Source organism: Desulfomonilaceae bacterium (assembly GCA_041662605.1).
Classification (GTDB): domain Bacteria; phylum Desulfobacterota; class Desulfomonilia; order Desulfomonilales; family Desulfomonilaceae; genus CAJBEZ01.
The window spans coordinates 17,233-38,694 of the sequence record JBAZSD010000023.1; the positions used below are offsets into that span (position 1 = coordinate 17,233).

Below are 21,462 nucleotides of genomic sequence, written 5' to 3' on the forward strand. Positions count from 1 at the left end.
TTACGAATAGATTAAAAAATAACAAAAAGGCGGTGGAAAATGACAGGCTCGAGGATTCATCCGTCACTGATTAACTGGCTGATGGGAGCAGTTCTTTGTCTGGGGGTTATAGTGGGACCTTGTTTAGGGGATTCTTTCGGTCATGGCCGGTTGACAATTATTGACCCGGACGGCAAGACTGAATCGACCTGTCCATTGGAACATACTTCGGTCAAGGCCGATGTGTCAGGTTTTGTGGCGAGCGTTGAAGTCAAGCAGGTCTTTCACAACCCACGCAGTGACAAGATTGAAGCCATCTATACATTTCCCCTGTCCGCTGACGGGGCGGTGGATCAAATGCTTATGAAGGTCGGCGATAAAGTGATTCGCGGCGAAATAAAACGTCGGGAAGAAGCTAGACAAATTTATGAAACGGCCAGGGACAAAGGACAAGTAGCCTCTCTGCTTGATCAGGAACGTCCAAATATTTTCACCCAGTCTGTGGCAAACATCATGCCGGGAGAGAAGGTTGAGATCACCATCAGATATGTTGAAACACTCAATTACGAAGATGGCGCTTTCAAATTTAATTTTCCTATGGTAGTAGGCCCAAGATTTATCCCCGGTCAGCCTGACGCCAAGCAAGGGACAGGTTGGGCCAGGGACACCTCGCAAGTTCCAGACGCAAGTCGGATAACTCCGCCAGTCGCTGAAGAAGGTAAGAGGGCAGGGCATGAAATAGACCTGGCTGTTTCCATCGACGCAGGCGTCCGTATAGAAAAGATCGAATCCCAGCTTCATGAGGTAGACATTGAACGTAAAGGGGAGAGCAAGGTGCTGGTTTCTCTCAGGAACAAGAAAGAGATCCCCAATCGCGACTTTGTCCTCAGTTACTTGGTAGCCTCAGATCAGATAAAATCGGGAGTACTGGCCCACAAGGACGGAGAAGACGGCTACGTGATGATGGTCGTTATTCCACCAAAACGTGTGAGCCGAGAACAGACCGCGCCCAGAGAAATGATTTTCATCATAGATGTTTCCGGTTCCCAGCAAGGTCTTCCACTTGAAAAAGCCAAGGAAACAGTCAATTACATTATTGACAGGATGAATCCTAACGATACTTTCAATGTCATTGATTTTAACGATACGACTCGCATGCTTTTCCCGTCGCCTAAAGAAAACACACCGGAAACACGCGCAAAAGCGCTCCAGTATGTGAAATCACTCAAAGGCTCTGGCGGCACACGCATGATATCCGCAATCTGGGAGGCGCTAAACACGAAGCCCGCTGAAAATCGGCTTCGTGTAGTGACTTTTATGACAGATGGTCTTGTAGGAAATGATTTTGAAGTCATATCCATGGTGAAGAAACTTCGCGACAAAAGCCGATGGTTCTCTTTTGGCACAGGGAATTCGGTTAACAAGTTCCTGCTCGATAATGTTGCGAGAGTGGGCGGTGGCGACGCTGACTACATTCTTCTCAACAGCCCTGAGGAGGCGGTAGCCAAAAAATTCTACGAACGAATCTCCACCCCTGTTCTGACCGAGATAACTATGAGTTGCGAAGGCTCGTTTCTTCAGGATGTCTATCCTGGCAATGTTTCTGATTTGTGGTCTCACAGACCGCTAATATTTAAGGCCCGTTATACCAAATCCGGCAAAGGGACCGTCAAGATAAAAGGATTCCATGCCGGCAAGCCCTACGAACAGGATGTGAGCCTAACATTACCTGAAAATGAAGCGAAAAACAGCTCAATTTCCTCGCTGTGGGCCCGTTCCAAGATTGATGAACTTGTGGATCAGGATCTTATGGGAATCCAGCGGGGCAACCCCGATAAAACGGTGAAGGAAGAAATAGTTAAAGTAGCTTTAGTCCATAGGATTATGACCCAGTTCACAAGTTTCGTGGCGGTGGAAGATGCGGTTGTAAGCGTTAATGGTAAACCCGTTACGGTTACCGTCCCTGTGGAGTTGCCTCAGGGGGTCAGCCGGGAAGGAGTCTTCGGACCAGGATCGAAGGCCAAAATGAACGAATCACGCGCCAATGTCTATCCGACCCCTATGACCACCGGTCGCTCCGGGCACGGGGGATCCAGACCCGGTTTTGGAACCGTAGGTTCCCCTGCCCGAAAAGTAGATCAGAACAAGCAGGTTTCCTCAATGCCCATTGAATCCAAAAATCAGGCGCCAAAATCTTCCAAGCTCTCTGAAGAGCTGGTCGCGCTTGTGAGTATGAAAGACAAACCTTTGGATTACTCGAGTGGCAAAGTAGTAGTTAAAGACGGCAAGCTTACAGTCCAAGTTTGGTTGAGTCGATCGAGTGAGGAAATCATAAGAATGCTCGAAGAAAAGGGACTGAAAATAACTTTTCAGGCTTCGACCGGGAAAATGGTGATCGGTAGTATTTCTGTTGAGAATTTGCCGGATCTTGAAAAGATTACGGAGGTTCGCCTGATTGAGCCATTTTCCGTCACCGGTTAATTTGTGTTTAATGTCGATGTGAAATCAGCTCTAGAATTGTTTTGAAGAGGCCGGGAACGTTAATCGGCTTCTCGAGGATTCCAGCAAGGCATGACCAAAATGAGCGCCATCGCAACCTGCGTGGCGCTCACTTCTTTCATGATTAGACACCAGCCCATTTATCTCGTCTATAACACCCAACTTTTTGAAGAGCGTCGGAGGTTGACTATTCTCTGAAACAGGAATCTCTCGGAATCCCAACGCATCAAACTAAGGTAGTAAATGCTATAAGGCGCTCCGGAATCGGACAAGGGCCTTTGGCCCATGATGCGGATGAGATTCAGGGGCTGAATGACCGGGCATAGGAGAATCAAATCATGACCACACTATTTATCGAAGTTCTTGTCGGAGGGTTAATCGGCCTGATGTTTTTCGGAGCTATCGCAAGCGCACACACTGAACTGGAAAAAGCGATATTTGCAGGTGGATGTTTCTGGTGTATGCAGCCTCCGTTTGAAAAGCTGGACGGTGTAGTAAGCGTAGTATCAGGATACACGGGTGGAACCGGAACCGATCCCACATACGAGGATTACGCTGAAAAAGGAGACATAGAAGCCATTGAAGTAACCTACGATCCGTCAAAAATAAGTTATTCCCAACTCTTGGATGTGTTCTGGAGACAGATAGATCCTACGGATGGTGGTGGGCAGTTCGTGGACAGGGGCCCTCAATACCGCTCGGCCATATTTTACAATAGCGGAGACCAGAAACAGATAGCGGAAAAATCTAAACAGGAACTCCAAGAATCTGGAAGATTCGACAGGCCCATCGTTACGGAGACCTTGAAGGCGTCCAAATTCTACAAGGCTGAAGACTATCATCAGGATTATTACAAAAAGAATCCGATTCGATATAAATTCTATAGGTACAACGCCGGTCGTGATCAGTATTTGGATAAAATATGGGGTCATGACAGAGACCAGAAAGACCTTAAAGAAAGTGAAAATAAATCGCAGAAATTGGGCAAGGAAGATCTAAGAAAGAAATTGACCCCCATCCAATTTAGAGTGACCCAGGAAAATGGCACTGAGCCCGCGTTCCAGAATGAATATTGGGACAACAAAAAACCAGGCATTTATGTGGACATAGTTTCAGGAGAGCCTCTTTTCAGTTCTTTGGACAAATTCGATTCCGGAACAGGATGGCCCAGTTTTACTAAACCCCTGGAACCTCAAAACATTGTTGAAAAAGAAGACAGAAGCTTTTTTACGACACGCACTGAGGTAAGAAGCAGGCACGCTGACTCGCACTTGGGACACGTATTTAATGACGGCCCCGCTCCGACAGGCTTGCGTTACTGTATGAATTCCGCCGCGCTTCGGTTTATTCCCAGGGATGACATGGAAAAGGAAGGTTACGGGCAATACAAAAAACTATTTGAGATAAATTGATTACAATTCCTGGTCTTGTTGAGAGGAATCCAACAATTTGATCAGGAATTGCAGACTGATGACAATGGTTAATTCCATCGTTTTTGCATTGAGGTCTGGGAATATCAGCAATTATTTGATCTTTAATACGAGGGGGAAGCGCAGTCATCATATTTATGTGTGTTAGGCGGTGTATTTGTAAGTATAATGACCATGAAAACACTCCAAACTTCTAGATGAGAAAATTAATGAATTCCCTTCTCGATAGGATCAATAATTGGGCGACGCTAAAATTCGAAAATGTCGAACTGGAGCAAGCCTTCCGCACCGAGTATTTTGAGAAATCCCTTGGGCGGGTCCGGTTGAGCGTGATACTGGCGGCTATCCTCTACGGCCTATTCGGCATCCTGGATGAAGCGATTATTCCCGAAGTAAGATATCAGGCGTGGATTATTAGATACGTTATCTTCTGTCCCCTGGCGATTCTTATTGTTATTTTTTCTTATTTCAAGCGTTTTCAAAAGCTAATGGAGCCCTCGATCATCGTCGTGGCATTCATCGGGGGAGCGGGAATTGTCGTAATGATTGCGCTCGCGCCGCCGCCGGGAAGTGACCTTTACTACGCTGGATTGCTACTTACAATCTGGTTCTATTACGTGTTTTTACGGCTGCGTTTCATTCCCGCAACGGCTCTGGCCTGGACTGTCTTTGCGTTGTATGAAATTACGGCTGTTTTTATAAGAGGCGCGTCCACACCAATATTGATCAACAATACGTTTTTCTTTTTGGCGTTCAACATCACTGGCATGTGGGCCTGCTATACGATGGAGCGTTATGTGCGGATGGATTTTCTGCAGCGTAGAACCATTGTAGAACAGAGCGAAAAACTGAAGATGATTTTCGATCACTCGCCCGCTGGTATCCTGCATTTTGACTCTAACGGAGTCTTAACCGATTGCAACTCCGAATTTGTAAATCTCATCGGTTCTAACCGCGAGAATTTAGTCGGGCTTAACATGATTACCGACCTGAAGGATGAGCGAGTTATAAGCGCCGTTAAAGACGTATTAAACGGCCAAACGGCGCACTCCGAAGGTGAATATCAATCCATGACAGTAAACAAGGCCACTTGGGCCAAAGCCGATTTCAGTCCAATAATTTCCCCGGATGGGAAGGTTGCAGGCGGTATCGCCATTGTGACTGACACTTCCGAAGCTAAAAAAGCGGCCGACGCAATCAGAGAAAGCGAACAGCGCTACAAGAAACTCTATTCGCTCGTGCGGTTGATGTGTGACAACGCTCCGGATTTAATCTGGGCCAAAGACCTGGAAGGGAAGTTCCTATTTGTAAATCGGTCTTTCTGCGAGAAGCTGATAAATGCGAAAGACACGGATGAACCGATAGGAAAAAACGACATGTTTTTTGCTCAACGGGAAAGGGACAGTAATCCTGAAACAACTGACTGGTACACTTTTGGAGAAGTTTGTGTCGATTCAGACGCTGTAGTTGTCAACAGCAGAAAACCTAAACGTTTTGACGAATTTGGAAATGTAAAAGGCCAGTTCCTTTTTCTCGATGTGCAGAAGTCGCCTTTTTGGAATGAACAGGGAGAACTGATCGGAACGGTAGGGTGTGGACGCGATGTCACGAAAGAGAGAAAAATTGAGCAGTCCCTTCGAGAGAGTGAAGAACGCTACCGGGATCTTTTCGAAAACGCCTCAGACATGATCTACACTCATGACCTGGCTGGAAACTATACATCCGTTAATGAACTCGTTTATAGCCTATTGGGATATAGGCCCGAGGAATTCCTGAAGCTCAATTTTCGTGACGTATCAGATTCTCAATTCTTGTCTGTTGCTGAGAAAAACTTTCTGGAAAAGATTGAAGAAGAGGTTGAGGCAACAGGGCCATACGAAATCCTCGCGAGAAAAAAAGATGGGACTCCTGTATGGCTTGAAGTCAAAAGTCGACTGATGAGACGGGATGGGAATGTTGTCGGAATACAAGGCATAGCCCGAAATGTCACAGAGCGTAAAGAACTGGAGGCTGCTGTTCACGAGGCTCAAACAAAATATCAGTCAATCGTGGAGGCCTTTGACGGCATAATTCACATTTGTTCTCAAGATTTCGAGATCCAGTTCGCAAATCAACGTTTGGTGGAACGGACCGGATACGATCCGGTTGGAAGTAAATGCCACGAAGTTGTCCATGGGCTCCAGGATGTTTGTCCGTGGTGCTTTTTTAAGAATGCGCAACGTACAGTAACATTCCGAACCCTGCGTCACAGTCCGAAGGACAACCGTTGGTATTTTGTTGTGAGTTCGCCAATCATCCATAAGGATGGCACAATTTCCAGACTGTTCCTGATGCAGGACGTAACTGAACAAAGGGCGGCGGAAGAAGAAAAGACAAAATTACGGGAACAGCTCTTTCAGGCCCAGAAGATGGAGGCGATAGGCACGCTCGCAGCCGGGATTGCTCACGACTTCAACAACCTGTTACAGGTAATTCTCGGGTACTCAGAACTGCTGCCGGCGTTTTCCGACATAACGCCCAAAGCTCTAGACGGGCTTGAAAAAATGAACCAGGCTGCACGAAGTGGGGCTGATCTCGTAAAGAGGCTATTGATGTTTAGTCGGAAAACCGAGATCAACCTTCGTCCTCTTAATCTTAACCGGGTGATTGTCAAGGCAAACAAAATGTGGGAGCGGACCATTCCCAAGATGATAGACATCGAACTGTCTTTAGCCGACAACATCCAGGCTGTTAACGGGGACGCCACTCAAATTGAGCAAGTCCTTATGAATTTGGTGATAAACGCCCGAGACGCTATGCCAGATGGAGGAAAACTCCTCATCGAAACCGAAAATATCTACATTGAGCCGGGACACTCAAATGGCTATCCGGATTTCAAGACCGGATGGCAAGTTCTTTTGAGGGTTTCCGACAATGGAATCGGTATGGATGCAGAAACTGTGGGACGAATCTTTGAGCCTTTTTTCACTACTAAAGAGATTGCAAAGTCAACCGGCCTCGGTCTCGCTGTCGTCTACGGCATAGTTCAGCAACATGGTGGGCATATTACCTGTAAAAGCGAACCTTCCAGAGGGACGACCTTCGAAATTCATTTCCCCGCCTTACGCGCGGAAGAGGAAACAATTGAGGAAGATATCCAGGACGGTCCAACCGCAGGAGGGTCCGAAACTGTTCTAATAGTTGATGACGAAGAACAGGTTCGGTTCTTGGCCTCCGAGATTTTGAGTGAAGCCGGCTACGAAGTGATTGAAGCAGCGAACGGAGAGGAAGCCCTATTGCTCTATGAAAAGTACACGCAGGAAATCGGCCTCATCCTGCTGGATCTGATCATGCCCATTATGGGAGGAGAGCAGTGTTTGCGCGAGCTGATCAAAGTTAACCCATTAGTGAGAGTGGTTATCGCAAGCGGACAACCTACGAACGGCCCTTTAGAAGAATACCTGGAATTAGGGGCTACGGGTTTTATCAGCAAACCATACGACGCAAGGGGATTACTCAATATTGTGCGCTCGTCTCTCGACGCTGGTTCACAGTGACTTGAAAATTTGTTGTGCGCTCAAGCGTCAAGTATGAATAGGCCCTGCAATCTATAAATTGTCTTACCTTAGGGGAGGCCAAATGGACAATGTCAGAGAAGTTCAAGGAACAGAATTTAATGAACCGGCGATGAACGACGCGCGGTCCAGCATAACAAAAGATGGCTTGGCCCGGGGGATTCTTGACTACCTCTATTACCAACAGGCCCGGTTGCCTGAATTCGCAACAACAAACGATTGGTATCTCGCTCTCTCTTATGCGGTCAGGGACCGGCTTGCGGAATCGTGGATAAACACAGCCCGCTCAATATTAGTCCGTCCTGACCTCAAAATAGTCTGCTACCTTTCCGCTGAATTCCTGATGGGACCCCAGTTGGAAAACGCCATGTTGAGTCTTGGGGTAACTGAGGAGGCCCGTCAGGCTATGGTCATACTTGGCCGGGACCTCGATGAGATCATTAAACGGGAACAGGAACCAGGTCTGGGCGGTGGTGGTTTGGGTCGACTGGCTGCGTGCTATTTGGACTCATTAGCCTCGCTTGATATTCCTGCTTTCGGTTTTGGTATCAGGTACGAATTCGGGATATTTGAACAGCAAATAAAAAATGGTTGGCAAATAGAAAAAACAGACAAATGGCTTCATTATGGCAATCCATGGGAAATCCGCCGCCCGGAGACTGAGTTTGATGTGAAATTCGGAGGGCGCACAGAGTCTTATTTCGACAGCAAAGGTCGTTATACGGTGGAATGGAAACCTGACATCGTCGTAAAGGGAGTAGCCTACGACACCCCCATCCCGGGGTACAAAGCGGAAACAGTAAACGTCTTGAGGCTTTGGACGGCTGAGGCCTGTGAATCTTTCGATTTTCAGGCGTTCAATGTCGGCAATTATTACGGGGCCGTAGAGGAAAAGGTGCTCTCAGAAACCATTACCAAAATTTTGTACCCCAACGATGAACCTGTCCAGGGAAAACAGTTGCGGTTATCGCAGCAATATTTTCTCGTGGCCTGCACGCTCAAGAATCTAGTTCAACTGTGTCTTGAACTGGACATCCCTCTGGAGGAGTTTGACAGGAATTTCGCAATTCAACTGAACGATACTCACCCATCACTGGCAATCCCGGAATTGATGAGAATACTGGTTGATGAGCATATGATGGACTGGGACAAAGCATGGGAAATAACTCGGAACTCTTTCGCATACACAAACCATACTCTTTTGCCGGAAGCTTTAGAGAAATGGCCCATATCCCTTTTCAACGACTTACTTCCACGACACCTGGAAATAATTTACGAGATCAACATGCGTTTCTTGAGCGAATTGAAACTAAAGTATTCGATAGACGATTTCAGATTGGCTCGAATGTCCCTGATTGACGAAAGTGGAGAAAGGTACGTCCGCATGGCCAATCTTGCCTGCCTGGGAGGACATGCAATAAACGGTGTCGCTGAATTGCATACTGAATTGCTGAAACAGGACACTCTTCGTGACTTTTTCGAATTGTGGCCGGACAAATTTTATAATATCACAAATGGGGTCACTCCCAGACGATGGATAATTTTGAGCAACCCAAAACTCGCTGCACTGATTTCCAGCCGTTTCGGGGAAGGATGGATTCGAGAGACTGCCGACAATCTTCCCAGGCTTGCCTCGCTGGCTGAAGATTCCAATTTCCAAACCGAATGGAGGGAAGTCAAACTCTACAATAAACAGAGGTTGGCCCTGCTAATAGAGGAGCAAGAGGGAATCAGGCTAGACCCGGAAACCATGTTCGATGTTCAGGTGAAACGTATTCATGAGTATAAACGCCAGCACCTGAATGTCCTGCATATTGTCACACTATACAATAGAATAAAGCGCGACCCGGGTATTGACCTGACACACAGAACATTCATTTTCGGAGGCAAAGCGGCCCCTTCTTATTTCATGGCAAAGCTCATCATCAAGCTGATAAACTCCGTGGCCACCGTTATTAACAATGATCCTGATATGGGCGATCGCCTTAAAGTGATTTTCGCGCCGAACTTCAATGTGAAGAATGGGCAGAAAATTTATCCGGCCGCGGATTTATCCGAACAGATATCCACTGCAGGGAAAGAGGCTTCCGGCACAGGAAACATGAAATTCGCGATGAATGGGGCTTTGACAATTGGAACGCTGGATGGGGCCAATGTAGAAATTAGGCAGGAAGTCGGAGAGGACAATTTCTTCCTGTTTGGCCTGACTGCCGATCAGATTAGCGCCATAAAGACTAACGGCTATAATCCAAGGCATTATTATGACAGCAATGAAGAACTGCGTACAGTCGTTAACATGATTGGTTCAGGTTTCTTTTCTGATGGAGACAGGGCAATTTTCAGACCGTTGATCGATTCCCTATTGTACCACGACGAATATATGGTTTTGGCGGACTATCAGTCATACGTCGATTGCCAGGATCACGTAGCCCGGGTTTTCGTGGACAAGAACCGGTGGACTCGAATGTCAATCCTGAATACAGCTCGAGCCGGAAAGTTTTCCTCTGATAGGGCGATTGAGGAATATTGCCGACATATTTGGCATGTCAAACCTATCACTTGGAGTAGTCAGGATGCATAACGCAAAGCTTTCGCAATCGATGGCAGGGGCGGACCTTGGAACCGGCGCTTAACACTTCAGAAAGGATTTCGGTCTGTTGCGCTGTAGTTCGTCTAATAATAGAATTGAGCGAATGCTAAAAGGAGGCTAATTATGATCGAAGTTCTATCTAAATCCCAAGGGAAAACTCTCGGAGTGCGTTTAACGGGCAAAGCGACTGATGAAGATTACGAAAAAATCTTTATCCCAGCCTTGGAGAACCTGATCAAAGAGTACGGAAAGATCAGGTGTCTTTACTTCATGGACGAGGGCTTCCAGGGTTGGGAACTAGGCGCGATGTGGGACGACGCCAAATTTGGGATCAAACACAAGAGTGATTTTGAGAAGATCGCTGTTGTAGGCGGCCCCAAGTGGGCCGAATGGTGTACGAAGATAGCGTCGCATTTAGTTGCAGCCGAAATAAAGACTTACCCCGCTGATCAACTTGATGACGCATGGAGTTGGGTCCAGGCTTGAGCCACCATGGCGTTCGGAGGGGATGCCAGTCTTATAGCTCACGTGCTTGGCGTTCCAGTTCTGGGCCATCAATTTCAGAGACGTTGAGTTGCGCATGGCCCTCCGTGGAGGGTTTGAGAGTAAGGTTAAGAGAGCCCTGCGCAATCTCATGGAGATGTTTTTTCAGCGAGCCTTAGGTGATGGCAAATTCCTCTTCTCATTCCTAGTCCCAATCAGGTGTTGAAAGATAAAAGCCTCTTGCTCAAAATATTCCATCCTATCATGACACCGAAGGTGTGATCCTCTTACGTTAATAAATTTTGAAGGGTTGAATCCAGAAAAGAGTTGACATTGGTGAAATTCTGCGGTTAGGCTATTGCCAATAGTTGGCATTAGCAATAGATGAGGTCTGAATGCAAGCAAACGTAAATCGTAGAATGACTAAACAACGCCGAATTATTGTGGAGGAGTTGAAAAAAGTCACCTCTCACCCCACGGCGGACCACCTTCATCAAATGGTCAGGAAGCGACTTCCCAAAATCAGCCTTTCAACCGTGTACCGCAATCTTGAGACTTTGTCCGCTGAAGGAGTGATCCTGAAAATGGATGTAGCGGGAACTCAGAAGCGCTTCGATGGGACAGTTGAAAGCCATTACCATATTCGTTGCAGTCGGTGCGGGAGAGTCGATGACGTCCACATGGAACCGATAAATGAAATCGAAGAGATAGCCCGAAGGCGTTCAAACTATCATTCCGTATCACACGTCATAGAGTTTACTGGAATATGTCCTGAATGTTATAGCCGAGGCTGACCAGTAGCCGGTTTTCAGCGCAATAGACCTGTAATTCAGAAAGGAGGTTTTTCATCTAATGGACGCTTTGATGCTCTCACGTCTGCAATTTGCAGTTGCGACCTATTTCCATTTTCTCTTTGTGCCGCTCACCCTGGGACTCTCCATTTTGGTGGCGATTATGGAGACTCAATATCTGAGGACCGGCATAGAAGAATACAAGAGGATGACCAAATTCTGGGGCAAGTTGTTCGTCATCAACTTCGCCATAGGGGTGGTCACCGGAATAACCCTGGAATTTCAGTTCGGAACAAATTGGTCACGGTATTCGAAATATGTTGGTGATATATTCGGCTCCCTTCTCGCCATAGAAGCCACCGCCGCGTTTTTCCTTGAATCCACTTTCATAGGCGCATGGGTATTCGGATGGAAAAAACTTTCTCCCAAGGCCCATGTGGTATGCATCTGGCTAGTCGCCGCGGCCTCAAACATCTCCGCCTACTGGATTCTTGTAGCGAATTCCTGGATGCAGCATCCAGTGGGGTATGTGATTAGAAACGGCCGGGCGGAGCTAGACGATTTCTGGGCAATTATCTCACAACCTTACGCAATTTTGATGTATCTTCATGTTTTGAGCGCCGCTTACATACTTGCGGGTTTCTTTGTCATGGGAGTGAGCGCTTATCATCTTATCAGAGGAAAAGAACTTTCCTTTTTCAAGAGATCGTTCAGGATAGCCGCTACTTTTGCTGTGATCTTTGCCTTGGCCGAAATCCTCATTGGAGATTTTCATGGCAAGGAAATGGTGAAGTCTCAGCCGACCAAGGCGGCCGCTTCTGAGGCTGTATGGGAAACGACCAAAGGGGCTCCGATGTATCTGTTTTCAGTCCCTGATGAAGCGAACGAGAGAAACAGTGTAGAAATATTGGGCATTCCCAAGCTTTTGAGTTGGGTTGCCACAGGTGACTCGGAAGGCGTTTACAAAGGTTTGAAAGAGTGGCCAAAAGAAGAACGGCCACCAGTGGCGATCACATTCTGGTCATTCAGGATCATGGTCGGGCTAGGTATGCTGTTCGCGTTACTTAGCGTCATAGCATGGCTGAAACGCAAAAATCCTGAAAAGAGTCCGGGTTTCCTGAGATTACTGATTTATTGCACTCCTCTTCCCTACATCGCAATAACCCTGGGATGGACGGTCACCGAGGTCGGGCGCCAGCCATGGATAGTTTATGGAATGATGAAAACGGCGGACGCTGCTTCACCCGTTAGCGCATCTCAGGTAGGAGTGTCTTTAATAGCTTTTGTGGTTGTCTATTCTTTGTTGGGGATCGCCTGTTATTATCTGATTTTCAAGAACGCCCGTAAAGGGCCTGATCCTATAACTGCGGTGGGCCGCTAGGAAAGGGGGAGGACGCTATGTTGGAGACAATCTGGTTTTTACTGTGGGGTATTCTTTGGGCTGTTTACTTTATGCTTGACGGCTTTGATCTTGGGTTGGGAACTCTTGCCCCGTTCATCGCTTCTAACGAAAATGAAAAAAGAGTGATTTACAATTCGATGGGTCCTTTTTGGGACGCGAATGAAGTTTGGTTGATTACAGCGGGCGGAGTCACTTTTGCGGCTTTTCCGACTACTTATGCGGTTATGTTCAGCGCTCTATATACGCCTCTATTGTTGTTACTGTTCGCCTTGATACTCAGGGCGGTAGCCCTGGAATTCAGGAGCAAGGTGGACGACGAAGGGTGGAAAAAACTGTGGGATGTGTGTCTTTTTGTAGGCAGTTTTGTGCCGTCCCTTTTGTTGGGTGTAGCGTTCGCGAACATCTTTAAGGGAATACCTGTGGACGGCGAAGGAGTGTTCCACGGGAATCTGTTCACCTTGCTAAATCCCTACGGACTCTTAGGCGGAATCCTGTTCACGCTCCTCTTTCTCGTTCACGGAGCGTTATGGCTAGCAATCAAATCCGAGGGAACCCTTGAGAAAAAAGCGGCCAAAGCGGCGTCGGGACTATGGATTATCTTATTGGTTGTCGCTGTGGCGTTCCTTGTGGCCACCTGGTTTGCGACAAGCCTGTACGTAAATTATCTCAACTCTCCGGCGCTTATGGTCATTCCACTGGTGACTGTTCTGGCTCTGTTAGGAACAAGGCTGTTTATTGGAAAAAAGGCTTACTGGACAGCATGGTTCTCCTCAAGTCTGACAATTGTTGGGGCCACTCTGTTTGGAGTGGTTGGATTGTATCCAAACCTTTTCCCTTCGAGCCTTGATCCCGCATATAGTCTCACAATTTTTAACTCCTCTTCCAGCCCGCTTACCCTCAAGATCATGCTGGGAGTGGCGCTAACCTTTGTGCCGATAGTAATAGCGTATCAGGTCTGGAGTTACTATGTCTTCAGAGACAAGGTGACAAAAGAAGATTTGGCCTCTGACGAAGCCTACTGATTATTCGCCAGGAGTAAAGGGCCTCAAGTCCTTCCAATTTGAGGGGCTTGGGGCGCCTTACCGGACGATGCGACAGTCTAGCCCATTTGTAGGCGCCAATCTCATTTTCGAGACTTCATCTCCACAACTTACACGAATATCATCAGGTTTCCGTCTTTCAATTCAGTGCGATAAACCTTAACGGGTTTGGATGTAGGGCCTGTGAGGTTGGTCCCGTTGTAGTCAAAAGTAGAATGGTTGAGGCTACAACACCTGAGAACACTTTTTCCTGGAACAGGATCCAGCTTTCGCCCGAAATGGGAGCAGCGATTCGAAAAACTGTGATAATTACCGTCACCGTCACGAACGACCAGAACAGGGGTTTCAAGGCCTTTGCCTGAAAGGAATACAGCCCCTCCGGGCTGTTGCAGTTCGGGGATTTGGTCGACCTTTATCGTGGCCTTGTTTTCTTCCAGACGCCAAAACTCCGGACTCAACGGTTTGGTTTTTGATACGCCCGCTACGGCTTTCAGAAAATCCAGGATGACAGACATAGAATGATCTCCCCTCTCAAGATTCTTATTATATGGTGGTTCGGCTTCGCCTCACATTCCATCCCGCTTCTTGACCTTATTCCCGGCTATCCCAATTCATAGCCCATCCATGAAGCTCAGTTTGGGACCCGGAGCCAGATGTGACGCGGACTCTGATAGCTCCCTGTAAGTTATCAAGATCCGACATCGACGCCGTGCGCAATTCGAGTTCCTCAGAGATAGACGCTCTTTTCACCGGTTCAGGAAATTCTATCCACGCCCATGGGGCATCTCCAATACTAAAGTAAAATTTCAGATCAGTATTCAATTTTTTTACGAGTATCGAGCCAATAACCCCCGTAACAGCCTCCGCAGATTCGAAAGCCTGGCTGATAAGATCCATTCCCTGCCCAAGTTCGTCATATGTAAAAGATAAGCTTCCCAGCAGGGGAACTTCGAGGTCCGGACCGGCTTTCAAACCGGCTGCGACGGACAGGGTTCCAGGAACAAACACGTCAGGGACAAGGTTGGTTGCGTTTATGAATAATTGCCCATCCATTTGGTTTTCGGGGAACGCCAGGGCCATCGTCAGCGCCTCAACCCTACTATTTGAGACAGAGTCCCTCCATATCTCGCCATTGTCCCGATACATCCATGATGCGGATTCTACCTTCGCGATTTCCTTCCAGACGCTTCCATTCCATATCTTCCATGCTTCAAAGTCTGACCCGTGATTGAAACAAAGCGCATAGAAAATATTTGATGATCCTGGAGTGGCGCCGTCAGCCGAAATATTGGTGACTGACTTCCAGTTTGAAGTGGGAACACTTGAGACGCAGGCCACCTGAACTGAATTCGGGATCGTGTATTGCGCTTCGACCAATTTGAGCTGGCTGAGGCTGGTGAGACCGACACCCCACGAACCGGTAATCTTCAACTGATAAAGACGGTAAGCCATAGAGTTTTCGAAAGTGAGGTAATCACTCCATGCGCTAGAACCTAGCTCTGGAAAATCGAGCCTTGAATCAAGCGTATGCCATGTAACGTCATCGTTGGATCCCAATAATTGAAAATTCCTGGGGGACGCGACGTAGGCTGGGTCCGACGCGTTACGGGAAAGAATGCGATATTTGTTGATCACCATAGCCTCGTCTTCCCCGAGATCTATCTTGATCCATTGGGGGGATACTTCACTTGCGGACGATGTAGCAATCCAGCACTGATCCGGGTCCGTGGTATGTTCTTCATTTTGGTCGAACACGCGCCACGCTGGGCAATTCGGTGAAACGTATTCACTTGAAGCGCTGGCGCCAAGTGGAATAGGGGATAAATTGCCAACCATAGCCGGCGTAGCGTAATCGGTTCCACTATTTGAAGCTCCACTTGAGACCGGAGTTTTCTTTAAGCTAAGCCCGTCATCTGTAACCGAAAGGTTATTGGGATCCGACATTTCAATGTTTGATGTCCCATTAAATTCAATCAGTTTGGTCAGGCCGGTTGGTCCCGGAACCTCAGAAAAATATCTGCCTGACTCGGAATAACGAGCTGTGGACAAACACAAATCCACGCCCATGTCATCCTGAAAAGTATCCACGAAACCATCATGCATTGACATACCTGTGTGACCATGCTCGGTCAGGTTGTTCATGAACAATAGATGAAGATTCGCTCTTATGTCGTTGATCTGCTCAGTGAGTGGTTGGATCTCTCTATTGGGGAAAACTCCCGCCATAAAAGTCATGTTCCCTCCTGACAATTAGAATGTTTCAGAAACAGGTGGAATTGTGATCAAACCGGCACGGATAAGATACTTCGGTTGGTAATACTCATTTTCAGATTGTAACGTTTATCGGGGCCGTGTCAATTGATGGATCAAAAACTTCGGCAATAAAAAATGGCGGCCTTTTTGCCGCCACCAGTAATGTTTTTCAATACGAGGTAGGACCGAACGGGAATGATGTTTGACTTTTCAACTCTCAAAAAACACTTTGAATGCTCTGTGCGTCATCCAGATGTCATCTTTGGCGCAGAGTTCGAGAGGGGAATGCATTCCAAGGATCGGCGGGCCGCAATCAATAATGTCCATTCCGGAGTTAGCGATGTACTTCGCCACCGTCCCTCCTCCTCCCTCATCCACTTTTCCCAGTCCGGCCGGCTGCCAAATAATCTTGTTATCATTGAAGAGACGACGGACCCAAGAAGCGTATTCCGCGTTGGCGTCAGATCCCATATATTTGCCGCCCGATCCGGTATATTTGGTTATGCCTATTCCAAGCCCAATTTTGGAGTTGTTCCTTTTTTCGTAAGCGTCTCCGTAAGTAGGATCAACAGCGGCTGTAACGTCACCCGAAAGCGCCTTGCCTGAAGAGAAAACTCTTCGCAGATTATTAGCTGACGGATTGATACCTGTTTTTTGCATGAGTTCCATGAGAAACTGATCCAATGCGACAGATTTGGCGCTTGTGTTGCCTTCGCTTCCTATTTCTTCCTTGTCGTAGAATACGGCCACACAAGTATGGAGAGGCTTTGACAGTTTCATAATGGCTGAAGCGCTTGCATACGCGCAAACTCGATCATCCTGTCCATATCCCGCTACCAGGCTCCTATCAAACCCCGCGTCCCTGGCCGGTTCCGCGGGGACCATTTCCAGTTCCGCTCCGATGAAGTCTTCTTCGGTGATTCCGTACTTATTGAACAGAAGGGCCAATATGGCGAGTTTCACTCTATCCGAAGCTTCTTCGTCGTCGTAGGGCAATGATCCGATGATCACATTGAGATTCTCGGCGGGTATAAATTCACTGGCTTTTTGTTCCATTTGTTTTCTTGACAAATGGGGCAACAAATCCGGAATCGTCAGGACAGGTTCACTCGGTTTGAGGCCCAATTCGATGTCAACCACCTTGCCGTCTCGTGTGAACATGGTCCCAATGATGGCGAGAGATCTAGCCACCCATTGGTATTTTTTGACTCCGCCGTAATAGTGAGTCTTCAACATGGCCAAGCCGGATTCTTCATACAGGGGATTTGGTTTGATATCCAGTCGTGGGCTGTCAACATGAGATGTGACGATTCGAATCCCATCGGTCAAGGGTTTTTGTCCGATGATGGCCAGGAACAACAACTTTCCGCGTGAAACCTGATAGACGCGATCTGAAGCCTTTTCGAGACTTGCAATGTCGATGAATCCTTTTTCTCTAGCCGTTTCAGAGAGTATTGCCACCGCTTTACGTTCTGTCCTGGCCGAGTTGAGAAAATCTACGTAACTTGAGGAGTAATCCGTCACTTCCTGTTTTTCGAGGGGTGAGAGCTTATCCCACACCCTCACGCTCCCCATGAGCAATTTTTCTTTTAATTCTTTGGTTTTTTTTGATTCTTTTTTTTCAGGCATGCGCTCACCAATGAATAAGTTTTCACTGCCCTTGCTTCCACAGTGGATCAAAAGGATTGAATTTTTCCGGTAACGATCTCGGGTGATCCGATTCCGGCCCTAGAGGCCCTGTGGGTGGAGCTGCGGCGGCTTTCAAAGGAGGATAATTCTTTCTCTCAAGGAAGTCACGAGCCATGTTGATAGGTGTAGCGAACCCGATGCCTTGGCTCTTCCATAGCAGTATAGTGTTAATGCCTATGACTTCGCCGTTGAGGTTGAACAGCGGCCCTCCCGAATTGCCAAGATTCATTGCGGCGTCAATCTGAATTAACGGTGGGTACCCCGAACCAGGAATTGTCCTTTTCTGCGCGCTTACTATGCCGATCATAATTGATTGGCCGATGCCGTACGGGTTGCCTATTCCCACAACCCATTCTCCCAACTCGACACCGTCTGAATTACCCATCTTCACAGGCTCAAGGTTGTTTGCGTCAATTTTGATGAGCGCGACGTCATTCTTGCTGTCCTTGAACAGGACTTTGGCTGGACGCTTGGTTCCGTCGAGGAGTTCTACTTCGATTTGAGTTCCGTGACGTAAGACATGCTCATTTGTCAGAATGTGACCATTTCCGGAAATGATGAAACCTGATCCATAACCGGTAGCTTTGCTGTTTGAATCCCCGGAAAAGCCCAGGTTGCTCAAGGACCAGGATCCGCCCGAATCAAGCATGCGGATTGACACCACAGATCTGTTGACTTTTCTGATAAGCTCACGAATATCTGGATATCCAGCGCCTCTCAGAGCTGGTTGCTGTGATGAATTCTGAGAGGCTTCTACCCTGCCGGCTGCTGGTTCCGGGTGGTAAGGAACGGGGATGAGGCCTATTTTCCCCTTGTGAGAGAAGTCTTTCGATTCTTTATTTGTTACGTTATCAGGTCGTCTATTACCTTGAGCGGTAAAACGATCGGTCCTGATTTCCGCGTGTGAAATGTTGACCAGAAGTAAACAACATAAGGTAAAATATGCTATGTTAAATACGTATCCACGGAAAGCCCTCATTCAGGCGCCTCCTCATAGCGGTTTCCAGAAAAGGACCGTGGCATTTTTTCGGTCTCTCCGGATTGGTGGAACCGATATAGACTTAACTCAGATTGGTTGTCAATTAATTTATCCATTTTAGGTTAGACATTCGATATGTTTAAGTGATTATTTAATCCTGTTTATTAAAGATCTTTAAGCTCCCGGAGATGAGGCCATGTACGAGGTTGAGATAATTTCCAGTTTCGCTGCAGCACACAAGTTACGTCAATATAAGGGTAAATGTGAACGCCTCCATGGACACAATTATAAGGTTCATGTGACAGCTCGCGCTTCTTCGACCAAGTCGGACGGTATGGTCATAGATTTTGGGATTCTCAAGAGCATCACCAATGAAATTCTTGAACGGCTTGATCATAACTTTCTCAATGAAATTAAGCCGTTTGATGAAATAGAACCTTCCGCTGAAAATATAGCGGCTTTCATTTTTTTCGAAGTGGAACGCTGTCTGGAAGGGCATGCCGCTCTACTCTACAGCGTCGGTGTATGGGAATCCGATACGTCGATTGCGAGATACATTAGAGAATGAAGCCAGGTTCCTATTCATTAGTCAATTTATGCCCTCGAGAGGTAACTTTAGTGGAAAATTGCTCGATTCCGGATGTCCAAAGCATGCCTGACAGACGAAACGTGCCAATCGACAAGGTCGGTGTCAGGGGCCTCAGGTATCCAATATCCGTTAAGGACCGCCGAAAAGGCTTACAACACACAGTTGGCCTCTTTGATCTTTTTGTCAACTTGCCTCAGGAGTTCAAGGGAACCCATATGAGTCGGTTTATTGAGGTTCTTAATGAATATAGAGGTGAAATATCCATGGAAAAGTTCCAGGAAGTCCTGGAAAAGATCAAGGATAAACTCCACGCGAAAAGCGCTCACATGAATGTGGAATTCCCATATTTCGTGGAGAAAAACGCGCCTGTTACAGCCACTCCCGGTATCATGTCCTATACGTGTTTCATGCGAGGCTCGCTTGCGGACCGTTTTGACTTGATAGTGGGCCTGGAAGTTCCTGTAACCACGGTGTGCCCTTGCTCCAAGGAAATTTCCGATTACGGCGCTCACAATCAGCGAGGAATTGTTAGAGTTCAGTTGAGATTTAAGAAATTCTTCTGGATAGAAGAGATCATTGAAATAGTGGAATCGTCGGTCAGTTCTGAGATCTATTCAATGCTAAAAAGACCCGACGAAAAATACGTGACCGAAAAAGCCTATGAAAATCCAATGTTTGTAGAGGATGTGGTCCGGGCGGCAGTTACTCGCTTGCGTGAGAAAAGCAATTTCCCATGGTATAGAATCGAGGCCGAAACCTTTGAATCAATTCATAATCATAGCGCATACGCTTTGATAGAAAAGGACTTTTCTCCCATACCCGAATGCTTTCAAGGCCCATGTTCCTTGAGAGCGAACGGCGCTTTCTGACGAGTCGAGGTTCCCTGAAATTTACTTTTTAGGCTAAAGACGCGTCGGTTTAGCTTGACAGGGGAGACCTTCCTAAATATTATTGGTTATATGATAAACCAAAGCAATTATCAGAGATTAATGTCTTATTCTATCCGAATCATGGTCTTTTTCTGCTAAGTCAAGTAATTAAAAACTAACGGAGACGGCCATTTTGGCTTTGAAACTCATTTTCCAGATTTTTTTAATCTTATTGGTTGGCTCCCACGCGTTCGCTTTCCAGCCCCAAAACAACGAAAACTATCTCAATAATGTTGCGTCTCTTGTGAGAAACGGTAAGGGCGTCCCACAAATATCAGGGGTTGTAGTCCCCGCTCTTGCGCCTGCGCGTAACAAATTCACTCATCTCCACAAATCTTTGACGACCCCCAAGGCTTATTCCAATATTGCCACCCGATCGGTTTCCAATGGAATCCCCGTTCAACCGAAGGTGAAAGCCAAGGCCATGTTATGCCTTGACAAATCATCAAATAAGGTGGTGCTTGCCGAAAATGAGTCCGCGCCATTGCCAATCGCCAGCATTACGAAGCTCCTGACAGCGATGACAGTCATTGACAACATGGATCTGGACGCGATTGTGGAAACACCGGCTGACATTAGGGAAGTCGAAAAACATGTTATCGGAATTAGACCCGGGGACCTGTTTACAATAAGAGACCTTCTGCACGGCATGCTCATAGAATCCGGGAATGATTGCGCGGAAGCTCTTGCGCGAGCGTATACCAAAGGCGGTAGGACAGCGTTTATAGAGGCCATGAACCGGAAGGCGCAGGAACTCGGTCTGAGCCACGTGAAAATTTATACCCCCAGCGGTTTGGATGAAAAATTTGTGGTTGGCAGAAAAGACGGTCGTGAACTGGTTGGTAAGAGACCAAATGTCGCGACTGCCGAAGACGTGGCCCGATTAGCAAACCACGCTTTCAAGTATCCTCTTATCGCTCAAATATCCAGTTCCAAGTCCTACGTGATGAAATCTCTCAATGCGAAACCCCATGAATACCACCTTGTTTCAAATGACAAACTGCTAAGGACCGACCTACCAGTAGCGGGCGCTAAGACCGGTTTCACTAATTTGGCCGGCAAGTGCATCGTGGCGCTATTCAAAGATGACAACCGTGAACATGTTGTTGTGGTATTGAATACACCCCAGCATTTTAAAGCCGCAGAAAAAATATACCGCTGGGCCTGTAAAATATTCTGAAATTTATCCTGCTTCACAATTTGGGGCTTTTCTTGGGTTACTTCATCTTCTGACGGTTGAAGAACGACGTTATTT

At 47.1% G+C, this 21,462-nt stretch carries 15 protein-coding genes; 11 read left to right on the forward strand and 4 right to left on the reverse strand.

Features of this window, described 5'->3' with window-relative positions; genetic code table 11:
* Window positions 1-39 precede the first annotated feature (39 nt).
* From WC647_15425 to cydB, 8 genes are all read left to right on the forward strand, one after another.
* A complete protein-coding gene (locus WC647_15425) occupies window positions 40-2,460 on the forward strand; it encodes a VIT and VWA domain-containing protein (GenBank protein MFA6223699.1) in 2,421 nt (806 codons plus the stop codon).
* 356 nt (window positions 2,461-2,816) lie between these two features.
* Complete coding sequence (gene msrB / locus WC647_15430; protein MFA6223700.1) at window positions 2,817-3,890, forward strand: peptide-methionine (R)-S-oxide reductase MsrB; 1,074 nt, start codon at window positions 2,817-2,819, stop codon at window positions 3,888-3,890.
* Window positions 3,891-4,117: 227 nt separating this feature from the next.
* Entirely contained in the window at window positions 4,118-7,444 is a 3,327-nt protein-coding gene (locus WC647_15435; protein MFA6223701.1) for a PAS domain S-box protein, read from the forward strand.
* 82 nt (window positions 7,445-7,526) lie between these two features.
* Window positions 7,527-10,043: a glycogen/starch/alpha-glucan phosphorylase gene (locus tag WC647_15440; protein ID MFA6223702.1), complete on the forward strand. Its 2,517-nt coding sequence runs from the start codon at window positions 7,527-7,529 to the stop codon at window positions 10,041-10,043.
* Window positions 10,044-10,175: 132 nt separating this feature from the next.
* The gene (locus WC647_15445; protein ID MFA6223703.1) at window positions 10,176-10,538 is read left to right on the forward strand and encodes an STAS/SEC14 domain-containing protein; all 363 of its coding nucleotides are present in this window, start codon (window positions 10,176-10,178) and stop codon (window positions 10,536-10,538) included.
* A 392-nt stretch (window positions 10,539-10,930) separates the two neighbouring features.
* Window positions 10,931-11,329, forward strand: a complete 399-nt coding sequence (locus tag WC647_15450) for a transcriptional repressor (protein ID MFA6223704.1) — start codon at window positions 10,931-10,933, stop codon at window positions 11,327-11,329.
* A gap of 58 nt (window positions 11,330-11,387) precedes the next feature.
* Entirely contained in the window at window positions 11,388-12,707 is a 1,320-nt protein-coding gene (locus tag WC647_15455; protein MFA6223705.1) for a cytochrome ubiquinol oxidase subunit I, read from the forward strand.
* A 17-nt stretch (window positions 12,708-12,724) separates the two neighbouring features.
* The gene (gene cydB / locus WC647_15460; GenBank protein ID MFA6223706.1) at window positions 12,725-13,750 is read left to right on the forward strand and encodes a cytochrome d ubiquinol oxidase subunit II; all 1,026 of its coding nucleotides are present in this window, start codon (window positions 12,725-12,727) and stop codon (window positions 13,748-13,750) included.
* A 128-nt stretch (window positions 13,751-13,878) separates the two neighbouring features.
* Here the strand turns inward: cydB and WC647_15465 are convergent, their stop codons facing one another.
* The 4 genes from WC647_15465 to WC647_15480 all read right to left on the reverse strand — a co-directional run bounded on the left by WC647_15465 (window position 13,879) and on the right by WC647_15480 (window position 18,689).
* Window positions 13,879-14,283, reverse strand: coding sequence for a Rieske 2Fe-2S domain-containing protein (locus WC647_15465; GenBank protein MFA6223707.1), 405 nt, complete (start codon window positions 14,281-14,283; stop codon window positions 13,879-13,881).
* Window positions 14,284-14,359: 76 nt separating this feature from the next.
* Window positions 14,360-16,003, reverse strand: coding sequence for a discoidin domain-containing protein (locus tag WC647_15470; protein MFA6223708.1), 1,644 nt, complete (start codon window positions 16,001-16,003; stop codon window positions 14,360-14,362).
* A 228-nt stretch (window positions 16,004-16,231) separates the two neighbouring features.
* A complete protein-coding gene (locus tag WC647_15475) occupies window positions 16,232-17,650 on the reverse strand; it encodes an aminopeptidase (protein MFA6223709.1) in 1,419 nt (472 codons plus the stop codon).
* Window positions 17,651-17,672: 22 nt separating this feature from the next.
* Window positions 17,673-18,689 carry a trypsin-like peptidase domain-containing protein gene (locus WC647_15480; protein MFA6223710.1) on the reverse strand — a complete coding sequence of 339 codons (1,017 nt, stop codon included), beginning with the start codon at window positions 18,687-18,689 and terminating at the stop codon, window positions 17,673-17,675.
* A gap of 196 nt (window positions 18,690-18,885) precedes the next feature.
* On the opposite strand from WC647_15480, the gene queD reads away from it, so the two are divergent.
* From queD to WC647_15495, 3 genes are all read left to right on the forward strand, one after another.
* Window positions 18,886-19,257 carry a 6-carboxytetrahydropterin synthase QueD gene (gene queD, locus WC647_15485; protein ID MFA6223711.1) on the forward strand — a complete coding sequence of 124 codons (372 nt, stop codon included), beginning with the start codon at window positions 18,886-18,888 and terminating at the stop codon, window positions 19,255-19,257.
* Window positions 19,254-20,147 (forward strand): GTP cyclohydrolase FolE2, encoded by an 894-nt coding sequence (folE2, locus tag WC647_15490; protein ID MFA6223712.1) that lies wholly within the window; start codon window positions 19,254-19,256, stop codon window positions 20,145-20,147. Before queD ends, folE2 begins: the two co-directional genes overlap by 4 nt.
* 193 nt (window positions 20,148-20,340) lie before the next feature.
* Window positions 20,341-21,387 carry a serine hydrolase gene (locus WC647_15495; GenBank protein ID MFA6223713.1) on the forward strand — a complete coding sequence of 349 codons (1,047 nt, stop codon included), beginning with the start codon at window positions 20,341-20,343 and terminating at the stop codon, window positions 21,385-21,387.
* Window positions 21,388-21,462 lie beyond the last annotated feature (75 nt).

Excerpts from the sequence above, each read along its gene's own strand:
- WC647_15425 (MFA6223699.1), top strand. The coding sequence starts at position 40 with ATGACAGGCTCGAGGATTCATCCGTCACTGATTAACTGGCTGATGGGA.
- msrB (MFA6223700.1), top strand. The coding sequence starts at position 2,817 with ATGACCACACTATTTATCGAAGTTCTTGTCGGAGGGTTAATCGGCCTG.
- WC647_15435 (MFA6223701.1), top strand. The coding sequence starts at position 4,118 with ATGAATTCCCTTCTCGATAGGATCAATAATTGGGCGACGCTAAAATTC.
- WC647_15440 (MFA6223702.1), top strand. The coding sequence starts at position 7,527 with ATGGACAATGTCAGAGAAGTTCAAGGAACAGAATTTAATGAACCGGCG.
- WC647_15445 (MFA6223703.1), top strand. The coding sequence starts at position 10,176 with ATGATCGAAGTTCTATCTAAATCCCAAGGGAAAACTCTCGGAGTGCGT.
- WC647_15450 (MFA6223704.1), top strand. The coding sequence starts at position 10,931 with ATGCAAGCAAACGTAAATCGTAGAATGACTAAACAACGCCGAATTATT.
- WC647_15455 (MFA6223705.1), top strand. The coding sequence starts at position 11,388 with ATGGACGCTTTGATGCTCTCACGTCTGCAATTTGCAGTTGCGACCTAT.
- cydB (MFA6223706.1), top strand. The coding sequence starts at position 12,725 with ATGTTGGAGACAATCTGGTTTTTACTGTGGGGTATTCTTTGGGCTGTT.
- WC647_15465 (MFA6223707.1), bottom strand. The coding sequence starts at position 14,283 with ATGTCTGTCATCCTGGATTTTCTGAAAGCCGTAGCGGGCGTATCAAAA.
- WC647_15470 (MFA6223708.1), bottom strand. The coding sequence starts at position 16,003 with ATGACTTTTATGGCGGGAGTTTTCCCCAATAGAGAGATCCAACCACTC.
- WC647_15475 (MFA6223709.1), bottom strand. The coding sequence starts at position 17,650 with ATGCCTGAAAAAAAAGAATCAAAAAAAACCAAAGAATTAAAAGAAAAA.
- WC647_15480 (MFA6223710.1), bottom strand. The coding sequence starts at position 18,689 with ATGAGGGCTTTCCGTGGATACGTATTTAACATAGCATATTTTACCTTA.
- queD (MFA6223711.1), top strand. The coding sequence starts at position 18,886 with ATGTACGAGGTTGAGATAATTTCCAGTTTCGCTGCAGCACACAAGTTA.
- folE2 (MFA6223712.1), top strand. The coding sequence starts at position 19,254 with ATGAAGCCAGGTTCCTATTCATTAGTCAATTTATGCCCTCGAGAGGTA.